Origin of the sequence: Collinsella sp. AM18-10, assembly GCF_003471585.1 — a bacterium.
Taxonomy (GTDB): Bacteria; Actinomycetota; Coriobacteriia; order Coriobacteriales; family Coriobacteriaceae; genus Collinsella.
In genome coordinates this window covers 1-13,023 of record NZ_QRJO01000025.1, presented here as the reverse complement: position 1 = coordinate 13,023, position 13,023 = coordinate 1, and the positions used below count along the sequence as shown (strand labels likewise).

General features: G+C 61.1%; 10 protein-coding genes. 3 read left to right on the top strand and 7 right to left on the bottom strand.

Annotated elements, in window-relative coordinates; all coding sequences use genetic code 11:
- Positions 1 to 65: 65 nt before the first annotated feature.
- From nhaA to DW211_RS09765, 3 genes are all read right to left on the bottom strand, one after another.
- On the bottom strand, positions 66 to 1,424 hold the full coding sequence (gene nhaA, locus DW211_RS09775) for a Na+/H+ antiporter NhaA (RefSeq protein ID WP_118260559.1): 1,359 nt from the start codon (positions 1,422 to 1,424) through the stop codon (positions 66 to 68).
- Between the two features lie 267 nt (positions 1,425 to 1,691).
- A complete protein-coding gene (locus tag DW211_RS09770; RefSeq protein WP_118260558.1) occupies positions 1,692 to 2,615 on the bottom strand; it encodes a manganese-dependent inorganic pyrophosphatase in 924 nt (307 codons plus the stop codon).
- Between the two features lie 166 nt (positions 2,616 to 2,781).
- Positions 2,782 to 3,735 (bottom strand): ROK family protein, encoded by a 954-nt coding sequence (locus tag DW211_RS09765; protein WP_233540992.1) that lies wholly within the window; start codon positions 3,733 to 3,735, stop codon positions 2,782 to 2,784.
- Between the two features lie 339 nt (positions 3,736 to 4,074).
- Here DW211_RS09765 and DW211_RS09760 point away from each other — a divergent pair, with 339 nt between their 5' ends.
- Both DW211_RS09760 and DW211_RS09755 read left to right on the top strand, forming a co-directional pair.
- Positions 4,075 to 4,794: a GntR family transcriptional regulator gene (locus DW211_RS09760; RefSeq protein ID WP_118260554.1), complete on the top strand. Its 720-nt coding sequence runs from the start codon at positions 4,075 to 4,077 to the stop codon at positions 4,792 to 4,794.
- A gap of 75 nt (positions 4,795 to 4,869) precedes the next feature.
- Positions 4,870 to 5,802, top strand: a complete 933-nt coding sequence (locus tag DW211_RS09755; RefSeq protein ID WP_369832414.1) for a type I phosphomannose isomerase catalytic subunit — start codon at positions 4,870 to 4,872, stop codon at positions 5,800 to 5,802.
- Positions 5,803 to 6,084: 282 nt separating this feature from the next.
- Here the strand turns inward: DW211_RS09755 and DW211_RS09750 are convergent, their stop codons facing one another.
- Positions 6,085 to 8,985 (bottom strand): ATP-dependent helicase, encoded by a 2,901-nt coding sequence (locus DW211_RS09750; RefSeq protein ID WP_118260552.1) that lies wholly within the window; start codon positions 8,983 to 8,985, stop codon positions 6,085 to 6,087.
- 227 nt (positions 8,986 to 9,212) lie between these two features.
- On the bottom strand, positions 9,213 to 10,193 hold the full coding sequence (locus DW211_RS09745; RefSeq protein ID WP_118260550.1) for an undecaprenyl-diphosphate phosphatase: 981 nt from the start codon (positions 10,191 to 10,193) through the stop codon (positions 9,213 to 9,215).
- A 249-nt stretch (positions 10,194 to 10,442) separates the two neighbouring features.
- On the opposite strand from DW211_RS09745, the gene DW211_RS09740 reads away from it, so the two are divergent.
- Positions 10,443 to 10,880, top strand: a complete 438-nt coding sequence (locus DW211_RS09740; protein ID WP_117583590.1) for a universal stress protein — start codon at positions 10,443 to 10,445, stop codon at positions 10,878 to 10,880.
- 221 nt (positions 10,881 to 11,101) lie between these two features.
- On the opposite strand, the gene DW211_RS09735 is transcribed toward DW211_RS09740, so the two are convergent.
- Together DW211_RS09735 and DW211_RS09730 are read right to left on the bottom strand one after the other, a co-directional pair.
- Positions 11,102 to 12,145 (bottom strand): sensor histidine kinase, encoded by a 1,044-nt coding sequence (locus tag DW211_RS09735; protein WP_118260548.1) that lies wholly within the window; start codon positions 12,143 to 12,145, stop codon positions 11,102 to 11,104.
- Positions 12,146 to 12,154: 9 nt separating this feature from the next.
- Positions 12,155 to 12,826 (bottom strand): response regulator transcription factor, encoded by a 672-nt coding sequence (locus DW211_RS09730; protein WP_118260547.1) that lies wholly within the window; start codon positions 12,824 to 12,826, stop codon positions 12,155 to 12,157.
- Positions 12,827 to 13,023 lie beyond the last annotated feature (197 nt).

The following is a 13,023-nucleotide window of genomic DNA, read 5'->3' as shown; positions in this document are numbered from 1 at the left end:
CAAGCACCGCCCGAATCCGCATTTTGAACGCGCCCGAATCGGTTCTGGAGCCGGTTTTCGCGCTCTTACTCGTCCTTGGGCGCGGGATGCTTGCAGACCACGCTCATGTAGATCATGCCGAGCACGGCTGCGGTGACCGAACCGGCGAGAATAGCGGCCTTGGCTGCAAGAACCTCAAACTGGGCCGTCGGGAAGGCAAGGCCGCTGATGAGAATCGACATGGTAAAGCCGATGCCGCCCAGAATGCCCACACCGGCAATCATGTGCCAGTTAACGTTGCGCGGCAGCTCGGAGATCTTGAGCTTAACCAGGGCAAACGTCATACCAAAGATGCCGATCGGCTTGCCCAGCAGCATGCCAAAGTACACGCCGAGCGTCACCGGATCGGTGAGCAGCGTGCTCATGTCCACGCCCACTAAGCGAACCTGAGCGTTTACGAACGCAAAGATCGGCAGGATCACAAAGTTGACCGGCGTGGAGATCAGACGCTCCATACGGATAAGCGGCGGGGTCACGCGGTGCATGACGCGCTCGACCTTGGTAGTCGAGACGGTAAAGTCATGCTGGCCCAGGATGTGTGCCTCGTCGTCGTAGCGGTCATCGAGCAGCGGCAGGCACTCGCCCAGCCAATCGGTGAGACTATCGAGCTTGACGCCGCACTTGGCCGGAATGGTGAAGGCCAGGATGACGCCAGCAAGCGTGGCATGTACGCCGCTCTTGAACATGCAGAACCACAACAGCAGCCCCAGTACCGAATACGGGGCAAGGCGGTAATGCTGCGTCTTGTTGAGCCACACGAGCGCGCAGGTCACAAGCGCGGCGGCGCCCAACCAAAACGGATTGGGGCTCTGACCGTAGAAGATGGCGATGGCGGCGATGGAGATCAGGTCGTCGGCGATAGCGAGCGTCGAGAAGAACACGCGCACGCCGTTGGGAACGCGGTTGCCCAAAAGCGACAGCACGCCCAGCGCAAAGGCAATATCGGTTGCCATGGGGATGGCCCAACCGTTGCGGGCGCCGGCATGGTTAAAGATCAGGTAGATGCAGGCGGGAACGACGACGCCGCCCACCGCCGCCAACATGGGAAGCATGGCCTGACGCGGATTCTTGAGCTCGCCGACCGTCATCTCGTACTTAAGCTCAATGCCCACCAACAAAAAGAAAATCGCCATGAGGAAGTCGTTGACGAAAAGCTCAACGGTGAGACCAGCCGTAAGGTTGCCCAGACCCATATACAGCGGGGTCTCCAAAAAGTGATGGATGGCCTCGTAGGCATCGGTATTGGCGCAGATGACGGCGGCGATAGCGGCGATCACCATGACGGCGGCAGAAATGGTGCCGTTCTCGGCAATGCGCTCCCAGATGTCGTGACGTTCAAAGCGCTTGCGCTCACGAACATTGAACAGCTGCTCAGTTGCTGCCATGGGCGGCTCCTTTCACGGGAAAGCTCCCGTCTTAAAAAAGCACGGCCCGCCCAGATGGCGGCGCCGCGCTCTAACGTATTACGCTTGCATCTAGCCTACCCTGCGCGACAAGCGCGCAAGCGTGGCCGAAAAGCGGAACCACAGGTTGAACATTATTTGCTCAACGGCACAGGCACGCCTGTCCAAGAGACGACGCGGCGACGTGCACAAAAAACGACCGGAGCGCGGGGCGTCCGCGATCCGGTCGGGGCGTTTGGTCAACTAAACCTAGCAGGCGGCCATGATGGGGGCAGCGACCTGCTTCTTACGGGAGAGGACGCCCGGCATCCAGACGCCGTCGTGCTCGTCGGCAATGCCCAGGCCCTTCTGAGCAGCCTCGGTCTCGCCCTCGAGCAGGACCTGCGAGCCCTCCTCCATGATGTCGGTGATGCACAGGACGATGCCGTCAGCACCCTTATCGGCGGCGTAGGCGCGCATGGCCTCGCGAATCTCGTCGATCATACCGAGCGCACGGCTCTTGTCGACGGTCTCGTACTGGCCGATGAGCAGCTTCTTGCCGGCGGGCTCGAACATCTTGATGTCGTTGCCGACCATCTCGGCTGCAGTGAAGGAGCCGGACGGACGGGTAAGGAAGACATCCATGCCAAACTTGACCGGGTCGACGCCCACCTGCTCGCCGAGCTTGGCGGCGACGGCGCGGTCGACATCGGTGGTGGTGGGGCTCTTGAGCATCAGCGTGTCGGTCATCATGGCCGAGAGCAGCAGCTTGGCCTGAACATCGGAAAGCTCAACGCCGAGCACGCCGGCGAGCTTGGTGACGATGGTGCAGCTGGAGCCCCAAGGCAGGCAGATGTAGTGCAGCGGGCCAGCGGTCTCGAAGTCGCCGATGCGGTGATGGTCGACGACGCCAAAGACCGTGGCGCCCTTAAGACCGGCGACGGACTGGGTGGACTCGTTGTGGTCGGTGAGGACGACGAGCTGACCGGCCTCGACGGACTCGATCACGCGGGGCTCGGCAATGCCGGCGTCGGCAAGCAGCTTGGCGGACTCGGCCGGAAGCTGGCCAAGAGCGCAGGCCTCATAAGTGTTGCCGGCATACTCGACCTGGTTGAGCAGCTGAGACAGGACGACGGCGCTCATGATGGCGTCGTTATCGGGGTTCTGGTGACCAAAGACAAGAACGTTTGCCATGGATATCCTCCACTTGATATGTGTACTTGGACGTAGTTATGGTAGCACGCTGACGCCGAACCCTATGAGATGGAAGGGCCGCGGCACAAATTGGGGCAGGCGCTGGGGCAAAGTCTGTCCCCTCTGCACCATGTTGGTGCAAAGTAACCTGTCCCCCTTGCACCAGCTATTTACCGGCGGCGCGCAGGGCTACGTAGGCGGCACCGATGATGCCGGCGTCGTTTCCGAGCGAAGCGACATTAATGGGCGTCTCGCGCGAGGCAGAGAGCGCATACTGCTTAAAGTGCTCGCGGACTGCGTCGAGGTAGACATCGGCCGAAGCGGAGGCACCGCCGCCGATCAGGAACATCTCGGGGTCGACCACGTTGGCAATAAGCGCCAGGGCACGGCCGAGATAGTCGGCCATGGTATCGGCAGCTGCCAGCGCGAGCTTGTCGCCCTCGCGGCAGGCCTGGAACACGTCCTTGGAATCGGAGGGGCCGGTGAGCTCGATGGGCTCGACGCCCGCCTTCTTGCACTCGGCAAGGTAGTTGCTCACCACGCCGGTGGCGCTGGAATACTGCTCCAGGTGGCCATGGCCGCCACAGCCACAGGTGCGCTCCTCGGCCGGGTTCAGGCACATGTGGCCAATCTCGCCGCCGGCGCCCACAACACCCGATACCACGTCGCCGTTAACGATAACGCCGCCGCCCACGCCGGTACCGATGGTGACCATCACCACGTTCTGCACGCCCTTGGCAGAGCCGAGCCAGGCCTCGCCCATGGCAGCGGCGTTGGCATCGTTCTCGTACTTAACGACCGCGTCGGGGCAGTGCTCCTGAATGGCGACTCTCAGCTCGGGCAGGTTAATGGCAATGTTGGCCTTGACCTTGGCATCGCCCGATGCCGGGATGGGGCACGGAACGGCCAGACCAATGCCCGCCACAAAGGCGCGCGGAATCTGTGCCTTGGCGATCACCTGGTCGATAGCCTCGGTCACCGCGGCAAAGCCCGCGGCGTCAACGATAGGAGGCGTGGGCACGCTGGCCTTGGCAAGCAGGTTGCCGTCCTCGTCGAACAGGCCTTCCTTAACCGAAGTGCCGCCAACGTCGATGCCGATGTAGTACTGCTTAGGTTCCATGGGAGCCCACCTTTCTCGTTTAAACATTGCCTGTATGGTACCGCTCCCCAGGCAAAAACCTGTCAAAAAGGGACAGGTTTGTTTTGGCAGGTTTTATCTGGGAAAACGCAAGGCATGAGATTCGGTTCGCTGGGCGGCAAAACGGCCCAACCCCATCTTCGAGCCGATCAATTTGCTCAATACCACATTATTCGAATGCATATTCATTTAGAGCGCTCTAGTTAATATAGAAAAGCGTTTTTTGATTATATCTTTCTCGAACTTTTCAAAACGCAATAGGGATGCTTGGGCGTGGACTATACTTTCGTTTGTACTCAATCAAGCCGGAAAGGAGGTTCCATGATTCCCAAATACGAGGCAATAGCTGCAGATATCCGTCGAAGCATCGAGGACGGCGCACTTAAACCGGGCGATAAGTTGCCCACCGTCGTTGAGTTCTGTGAGCTCTATGGCGTTTCCAAAATCACCGTCAAACGAGCGATTGAGCAGATCACCGAGGAAGGCCTTATTACCAGCCGGCGCGGATCGGGCACCTACGTCAAGGACACGGCGGGGCTTCCCGGCCAGGTGTTTTTTCAAGGCAAGAACGACCGTGCCCAGGGCTTTTCGTATGAGCACCGCGGGGAAAAGGTGACCTCGGTGGTCTACGATTTCTCGATCGTCAATCCGCCGGCAGAGGTTGCGACCCAGCTGGGAATGGCCGAGGATGACTTCGCCTATCACATCGTGCGCGTGCGCCAGGTCGACGAGAAGCCCATCGTCATCGAGTACACCTATATGCCGCTCGAACTGATCCCGGGTCTTAAAAAGAAGGACCTGTACGGATCGGTCTACGGCTTTATCCGCGAGCAATGCGGGCTGAAGATTTCGAGCTTCCATCGCACCATTCGCGCTGTCGCGGCAACTGAGGAAGAGGCTGAGCGCCTGGATACCAAACCCGGCTCTCCCCTGCTCGAGCTCAACCAGATTGGCTTTTTGGATAGCGGCACCGCCTTTGAGCATTCGATCTCGCGCAACGTTGGTGACCGCTTTGAGCTGCACAACGTAACGTTGGCATAGGTTTTTGTAGTCATGCGGGCGCTCGTTACGGCTCGTTTAGAGTGGGCGGCCGCGCAACACCATGGGGGTATGAACATGTCCGATTTGATTAAACTGACGCCGATCTTTCACGAGAAGATCTGGGGCGGCCGCCAGCTCGAAACCGTATTTGGTTATGACATTCCCGAGGGTCCCATCGGTGAGTGCTGGGCCATCTCGGCACACCCCAACGGCGACTGCCAGATCGCTGAGGGCCCGTACGCCGGTCACACGCTGTCATGGCTGTGGGCCGAGCACCGCGAGCTCTTTGGCAACTGCGAGGGCAAGGAGTTCCCGCTGCTCATTAAGATTCTAGACGCCAAGGACGACCTTTCGATCCAGATCCATCCCAATGACGAGTACGCCGCCGAGCACGAGAACGGCAGCCTGGGCAAAACCGAGTGCTGGTATGTACTGGACTGCGAGCCCGGCGCCACGATCATCGTCGGACAGCGCGCGCACGACCGCGCCGAGGCCGCGCGTATGATCGAGGACGGCCGCTGGGACGACATGCTCAACGTGCTGCCGATTCACAAGGGCGACTTTTTCCAGATTGATTCCGGTACCGTCCACGCCATCAAGACCGGCACGCTCATTTTGGAGACGCAGCAGTCGAGCGACGTGACGTATCGCCTGTACGACTACGACCGTCCCGGCACCGACGGCAAACTGCGTCCCCTGCACATTGAGCAGAGCCTCGACTGCATCGACTTTGATGCTCAAGCTCCGACCGACGGCACGGTGACCGCGCCCGAGGTCGACGGCGTGACCAAGCTCGAGTCTAACTCCTGCTACACCGTCGATCGCGTGCGTGTCGACGGCAGCAAGACCCTCGACCAGCGCTGGCCCTTCATGTGTCTGTCGGTCATCGACGGCGAAGGCACCGTCTGCGGCGACCCCGTCCACAAGGGAAGCCACCTGCTAGCCCCGAGCACCGTCAGCTCCATCGACCTCGAAGGCAAAATGGAATTGATCATCAGCCACCTCTAGGTCGCAACAACAACCAAAACGAAACAAGGGGCTCCCCCGCTCATCAAACGGGAGAGCCCCTACTCACATCTATTTATCAGCCCACCCGGCTCTCCAGACCAAAAAACGAACGAGCAAAGCGACGTTCGCAAGCGGCGTTATCAAAGGACCTGGGAGGGCGTATGGGGCAACATCGATCGCGAGTTCCGCACGCAAAGGAGAGCACTTAATGTGCTCTCCGTCTTGCGCAGGACTGCCCGAGCAGGCGATGTTGCCCTATACGCCCTCCCAGGTCCGCCGGGATTACGACAGCTTGACGATCGGTGCAAAACCTTTCATGAGCTTTTTAGTCTGGCCGGTTTTTTCGAATTGAACCTCGATCATGTCTCCGGCGACCGAGATCACGGTACCGGTGCCAAAGGTCTTGTGGCTCACGGTATCGCCCGCGGCAAAGTCCTGCGACGCGCTGGCGCGATCGACCTTGCGCTCCACCGTCGGCGACACCTTGAACGACGGCTTTTTAGCTCGCGGCGCGCCCGAACCAAAGGTCGAGGCAACACGGCCGGCATCGGGCGAAACCCCGCGATGGCGCTCGGTGCCATAGATGCTGCCACCAAAGAAATCGTCGAAGCTCGATCCGCCGCGCGAACCGGAACCGCCGGTCGAGCGCGTATGCGAACCGAACACCTTGCCGCCATACATATCCGAGCCCATGCCCGAGCCAAAGGTGCCGTGACGGTCGCCGCGCTTCTCCCAGCCCGTGCCCTCAAAACCAGCAGAACCGATACCGCTAAACTCGATATCCTCGAACGGAATCTCGTTGAGGAAGCGAGAGCGCGGGTTGGCAGAGGTCGAGCCGTAGGTGCGACGCGTGGCCGCATAGGTCAGGAACAGGCGCTTACGGGCACGCGTGATGGCAACGTAGGCCAGGCGACGCTCCTCCTCGAGCTTGCCCGGGTCATCGCTGCCGCCAAAGTCGTGCACGTGCGGGAAGATACCCTCCTCCATGCCGGCCACGAACACCGCCGGGAACTCCAGGCCCTTGGCGGAGTGGATGGTCATCATGGTAATGGCATGCGTCTCGCCGGCCAGGGAATCCAAGTCGGAGCGCAGGGCCAGCCACTCCATGAGTGCCGGCAGTGCCTTACAGGTGAGCGGACCGTAGGTGCGCTCGATCTCGTCGGCATGCACGGCACCCGCCGGCATCTCCGTCGGCGCGGCATACGCGTTGCCCGCGATGGCGGCGGCCAAGGCATCCTGCGGCGAGAGCGCCGGGGCGGCTAGGTTATCGAGCGGATTGGAACCTGCGGCATCGCGCGCGCCGACGAGTGCCTCAAACGAGGATGCCGGAGCGGACGGTCCCGGCTCGGGCGCGGGCGCACTCACCACGACGGGCTCGGACTCGGCGCCGGCAGGCACGTCGGCAACACCGGCCGCGCGCAGCTCTTCCAAGCTCTCGAGCGTACCCTCGATATCCTCGTGCGTCTCCTCAAATTCGGCGGCGACGCCCAGGAATTCCTGGATGTTCTCGGCGCGGCTCTCGGACTCCATGGTGCCCTCGGCGCGAAACGCCTGCAGCAGGCCCGTCTTATCGACAATCATCTCGACGACGTCCTTGAGCTCGCCGTCCATGCGGCGGCCCTCGCGCACCAGCGCCACAAAACTCGACAGGCCGTTGCGCACCTTGGCACTAAACATGCCCGTCTCGGCTGTTGCGATCTCGCAGGCCTGGAAGAACGAGCAGCGGTTGCCGCGCGCCAGCTGCTCGATCTTTTGGATCGAGGTGGAGCCGATGCCGCGGCGCGGCGTGTTGATGACGCGCTTGACGCTCATCTCGTCGGCCGGGTTCACGATCATCTTGAGGTAGGCCATGACGTCGCGGATCTCGGCACGGTCGAAGAATCGCGTGCCGCCCACGATCTTGTAGGGCACGCCCGCGCGCAGGAACATATCTTCGAGGATACGCGACTGGGCGTTGGTGCGGTAGAACACGGCGATATCGTCGTAGCTCGTGCCCTTGGAGTGCAGCTTTTCGATCTCACCGGCAATCCAGCGGCCCTCGTCGCGCTCGTCGCTCGCCTGGAAGGCCTGAATCTTCTCGCCATCGCCTTCGGCCGTAAACAGGCGCTTGTCCTTGCGCTGCGAGTTGTGGCGCACCACGGCGTTGGCGGCGCTCAGGATATGACCCGTGGAGCGGTAGTTCTGCTCCAGCTTGACGGTCTTGCAGTTTTTAAAGTCCTTCTCAAAGTCCAGGATATTGGTGATGTCGGCGCCACGCCAGCTATAAATGGACTGGTCGTCGTCGCCCACGACCATAAGGTTTTGGTACTTGGCGGCCAACAGGTTGGCGATCTCGTATTGGACGTGGTTGGTGTCCTGATACTCGTCGACGCTAATGTAGCGGAAGCGCTCCTGGTACTTATCGAGCACCTCGGGGCGGGTGCGCAGCAGCTCGAGAGCGCGCACGAGCAGGTCGTCAAAGTCCATCGCGTTGGCGGCGCGCAGGCGGCGCTCCAGCTCCAGGTAGACCTGCGCGGCCTTTTTGTCGTTGGGGCTATCGGCGCTCTTGAGCATGTCCTCGGGCCCAATCATGGCGTTTTTGGCCGAGCTGATCTTGCTGCGGATCATGTTGATGGGGAACTGCTTTTGCTCAATGCCGAGCGCCTGCATAATGTCACGCACCATGCGCTTTGAGTCATCGTCGTCATAGATGGTGAACTGACCGGTGTAGCCCAGCAGGTCGGCGTCCTCGCGCAGCATGCGCACGCACATGGCGTGGAAGGTGCACACCCACATGCCGCGGGTGCCACTGGGGATGAGTGCTGCCAGACGCTCGCGCATCTCGGCCGCGGCCTTGTTGGTAAACGTGATGGCCAGGACCTGCCAGGGCCTAACGCCCAGGTCGCCAAGCATATGTACGATGCGGAAGGTCAGGACGCGGGTCTTGCCCGAGCCGGCGCCGGCAAGGACCAGCAGCGGGCCCTCGGTGGTCAGGACCGCCTCGCGCTGGGCGGGGTTCAGGCTATCGATATCGACGAACGGCTTGGCGGGCTTGGGCGCCGGAGCCGGGGCGTCGTAGATGTCGAGCGGAACGAGCTCGGGTTCCGGCGCGGCGGGGACGGTGTATGCATCGAGCGGCACGGGCTCCGGCGCGGGCGGCACGGGTACCGCAGCGTTCTTTTCCCAGGGCAAGGGCTGGGTCATGGGCGACTCCTCATCTGACAGACGGCGCGCCTGCGGGCAGCGCCATAGTTTGAGCCGTACCAGTATACCGAGCCGCGCGGACACCGACGCAAATCACACCACGACTCCGTGCGCCACCGTCAAGCCCGCCCCATCGCCCAAAAAAGAGGACGGCATAGACCTTTTGGTCATGCCGTCCTCTTTGAATGACAAGTTGTCGCTCTGGCCGCCGCGCAGCGTCAACCAAGTTACAGGCCGAGCATAGGCTCCAGAACGAAGAAGTACGCGAGCACTACGATGCCCAGGATGATGCGGTAGACGCCGAAGCACTTGAAGTCGTGACGGCGGACGAAGCCCATGAGCCACTTGATGGCGATGAGCGAAACCACAAAGGCCACAACGCAGCCCACGCCCAAGATGGCGATCTCGTTGGTGCCGAACGTGCCGCCCTTGATGAAGTACTTGACCAGCTTGAGCGCACTCGCGCCAAACATAACAGGAATAGCCAGGAAGAACGTGAACTTAGACGCCACCGAGCGCGTGCAGCCCAAAAGCAGGCCGCCGATGATGGTAGAACCGGAGCGAGACGTACCAGGCACCAGCGAAAGCACCTGGAAGCAGCCGATACCCAGCGCAGTCTTCCAGCTGAGGTCCTCGAGCGTGGCGATGGAACCAAAGTCCAGATTCTCGTCATCGTCCCCATCCTCAGCGGTAGCCGTGGGGGGCGCCGCAAAGTGCGCACCGGCGGGACGTCCACCCGACACCACAGCACGCGAACCAAACGAACCGGCAACGGCCATTTCCTCGCGCTTGCTCGCGCGCCAGTTCTCGATCACGATAAACAGCACGCCGTACACAATGAGCGCCAGCGCCACGACGGGAGCGTTGTAGAAATGCTCCTCCATCCAGTCGTTGAGCGGCAGGCCGATCGCCGCCGCAGGAATGCAACCGAGCACAATCTTGCCCCACAGCACCCAGGTGTCGCGACGGCCCTCCTTGCCCTTGCTGGGCGAGAACGGGTTGAGCTCGTGGAAAAACAGCACGCAGACGGCCAGAATGGCGCCGAGCTGAATCACGACCAGGAACATATTCCAGAACGTCTCGCTCACGTTCATCTTGACGAACTCGTCCACCAAGATCATGTGGCCCGTCGACGAAACGGGCAGCCATTCGGTGATGCCCTCGACCAGGCCCATGAAGGCAGATTTTAGAAGCTCGATAATATCCAAAGGGACCCCCTCGTTAGACACCCGCCGGTAGATGTTCTGCGGACGATGCGGGCGATGTCCCATTATCAACCGTTGGCGGTGCGACCGCGCCTACCCTTACCAAAAAACTCGCCCGTTCACAGAATTGCGAGCAGTTAAACCGAAATCCTTGGGTATAACTGCAACAAGATAAAGTGTCCGGCGGTCAACGCACCCGCGCCCGCCCGACGCACGAGCCCCGCGCCCGTGCGATAGACCAAGGAGGAAACCATGAACGAGGGTTACACCAAGGTATTTGTTTCACTCGACGGTACTGAGCAGCAGGATTTTGTGCTCGCACGCGCCATCAAGGTCGCCGCGAACAACGGCGCCAAGCTGATTATCGGCCACGTTATCGATTCCACGGCGCTCGAGAGCGCCGGCTCCTATCCGGTCGATTTGGTCAACGGTCTGGAGGAGGCCTTTAAGAACTCCATCGAAAAGCAGCTCGAAGAGGCCAAGGCCAATCCCGATATTCCCGAGGTCGAGGTCATGATACGTGCCGGTCGTATTCGCGAGACGCTCAAAGACGAGATGCTCGACGTGGTCAAGCCCGACCTGGTGCTCTGCGGCGCTCGCGGCCTGTCCTCGATCAAGTATGCGCTTCTGGGTTCGATTTCGACGTTCCTGCTGCGCAATACCGACTGCGACATTTTGGTCGTAAAGTAGCGTTGCTCCCACCGGCCGCGGGGCCTGCGGGGTTTCCACGGGCACGTCCTCGCCGCGTTGCGGCTGCGGGATGTGCCCTTAGGAAACCCCTCCCGGCCTCGCGGCCTTCGCAGCCTTACTTCAGCGAGTTGGCTGATAAAAGATGGCGTGCCCCCCCGTTTGGGGCGGCACGTTTTGTTTGGGCTGCACGTTTTTGTTTGGGTGGGCGTCTGCCGCGTGCGTTACTCGAAATATTGAAACTTATTCGTTGAAAACGCGAATGTTACGACGAAGCCTTCGCCGGGATCGGATGCTGCGGTGACGTCGATGCCCATCTTGGAGCACAGACGCGCCACCAGGTAGAGGCCGATGCCCGTTGCGCGCTTGGTGGTGCGGCCGTTGTCGCCGGTAAAGCCCTTCTCGAACACGCGCGGCAGGTCGGCCGCGCTCACGCCACAGCCGTTGTCGGCAACGGTGAGCTCGATGCGTTCGCTCGCCAGGCCCTCGTCCAACAACGCGCCCGAAAACACGATCTTCGCGCCGTCCTCGCGCGCATATTTAATGCTGTTCTGAATGAGCTGGCCCAGGATAAATTCGAGCCATTTTTCGTCGGTAAAGACCTCGAAGTCAAGGTTCTCGCACACCGGAGCCACGTGCGCTGCAATGAGTTCGCGCGCGTTGGCCTTAATCGCGCCCGTCACCAAGGTCTTAAGATCCCAGCGGCGAATCAGGTAATCGCGCTCCACGACTTCCGAGCGCGCATAGTACAGTGCCTGGTCGATATAGCGCTCAACGCGAGCCAGCTCGCGACCCAGGTCATCCACACGCGAGAGGTCACCTTCGCTGCCGTCCAGGTTTTCCAAAATCAGATGAGCTGCCGCCAGGGGCAGCTTGGCCTCGTGGACCCAGCTCTCGATATAGTCGCGATAGTCATCGGTCTGACGTCGGCCTTCCGCAACCTCGTCGCAGGCAGCCTTGCCCACCCGGCGCAGGACCTCGTACTCGAGCTCGCCCTCGGCATAGGTTGGGCATTGCACCATCTCCTGTACCCACGCGGGACTTTCCAGCTCCTCGGCTGCACGCTCCAACTGGTGCAAAAATCGACGACGGCGCGCGTACTCGATCACGATGCCGAGCATGCCAAAGATAAAGGACACACCGACCGCCACGACCACGATAGATGCCGGGGCCCCGGCAACCGTCAGCACAAAGCAGCTCAGCAGCACGCCGCACGTCCACACGGCGACGGGCAACAGCGCATCTTTAAAGAACTTGCCAAACGACATAGCTGGCACCTAGACCGAATAGCCCTGGCCGCGATGCGTGGTCAGATACCCCTTGACGCCGATCTTGTCGAGCGTGGTGCGCAGGCGGTTGATGTTGACGGTGAGCGTGTTGTCGTCCACGAAGGCATCGGAGTCCCACAGGTCCTGCATGATGGCCGAGCGCGAGACAATCTTGCCCGCGCGACTCAGGAGCAGAGAGAGGATGCGCAGCTCGTTTTTGGTGAGCTCGGTGCTGTCGCCGGTTGCCGTGTTGGTGACCGCGGAGCGGGCGAGGTCGAGTTCCAGCCCCTTGTGGACCATGGTGCTACGCTCGCCTGCCGCCGTGGTGCGGCGCATCAGCGCGTTGATGCGCGCCACGAGGACGCGGGCGCTATAGGGCTTGGAAATAAAATCGTCCGCGCCGAGCGTCATGGCCATGACCTCGTCGATCTCGGTCGTGCGCGACGTGAGGACGATGATGGGGACCTCGGATTCGCGACGGACTTCGTGGCAGATGTGTTGGCCGTCTTTGACAGGAAGCGTGAGGTCGAGCAGTACCAGATCGGGCGCGGCAGCGAGAATATCGCGCGAGACGTGCTCGAACGATTCGCAGGCCTCGACCTCAAAACCGGCACGGGCAAGGATGTCGGCAAGCTCGCGACGAATGGGCTCGTCGTCCTCAACGATATAGATCAGCGCCATGGATTCCGTTCCCCCCTCTTGGTTGCCTTACTGCCATTATTACCGCGAAGTCGCCGGTGCGCGCCTCGCGCGGCATTAAGGTGACAGAACTGTTCGCGAACGAAAGCGTTCGAATCGCCCCTCGCTCGCAGCGGGCGCGGGGATCAAATGATTAAATAAGGCTCTGTTAGACCAGGATTGACATTCCGCCCCATCAT

Coding starts and splice junctions, on each gene's coding strand:
- DW211_RS09735 (WP_118260548.1), bottom strand. CDS start 12,145: ATGTCGTTTGGCAAGTTCTTTAAAGATGCGCTGTTGCCCGTCGCCGTG.
- nhaA (WP_118260559.1), bottom strand. CDS start 1,424: ATGGCAGCAACTGAGCAGCTGTTCAATGTTCGTGAGCGCAAGCGCTTT.
- DW211_RS09760 (WP_118260554.1), top strand. CDS start 4,075: ATGATTCCCAAATACGAGGCAATAGCTGCAGATATCCGTCGAAGCATC.
- DW211_RS09740 (WP_117583590.1), top strand. CDS start 10,443: ATGAACGAGGGTTACACCAAGGTATTTGTTTCACTCGACGGTACTGAG.
- DW211_RS09730 (WP_118260547.1), bottom strand. CDS start 12,826: ATGGCGCTGATCTATATCGTTGAGGACGACGAGCCCATTCGTCGCGAG.
- DW211_RS09750 (WP_118260552.1), bottom strand. CDS start 8,985: ATGACCCAGCCCTTGCCCTGGGAAAAGAACGCTGCGGTACCCGTGCCG.
- DW211_RS09770 (WP_118260558.1), bottom strand. CDS start 2,615: ATGGCAAACGTTCTTGTCTTTGGTCACCAGAACCCCGATAACGACGCC.
- DW211_RS09765 (WP_233540992.1), bottom strand. CDS start 3,735: ATGGAACCTAAGCAGTACTACATCGGCATCGACGTTGGCGGCACTTCG.
- DW211_RS09755 (WP_369832414.1), top strand. CDS start 4,870: ATGTCCGATTTGATTAAACTGACGCCGATCTTTCACGAGAAGATCTGG.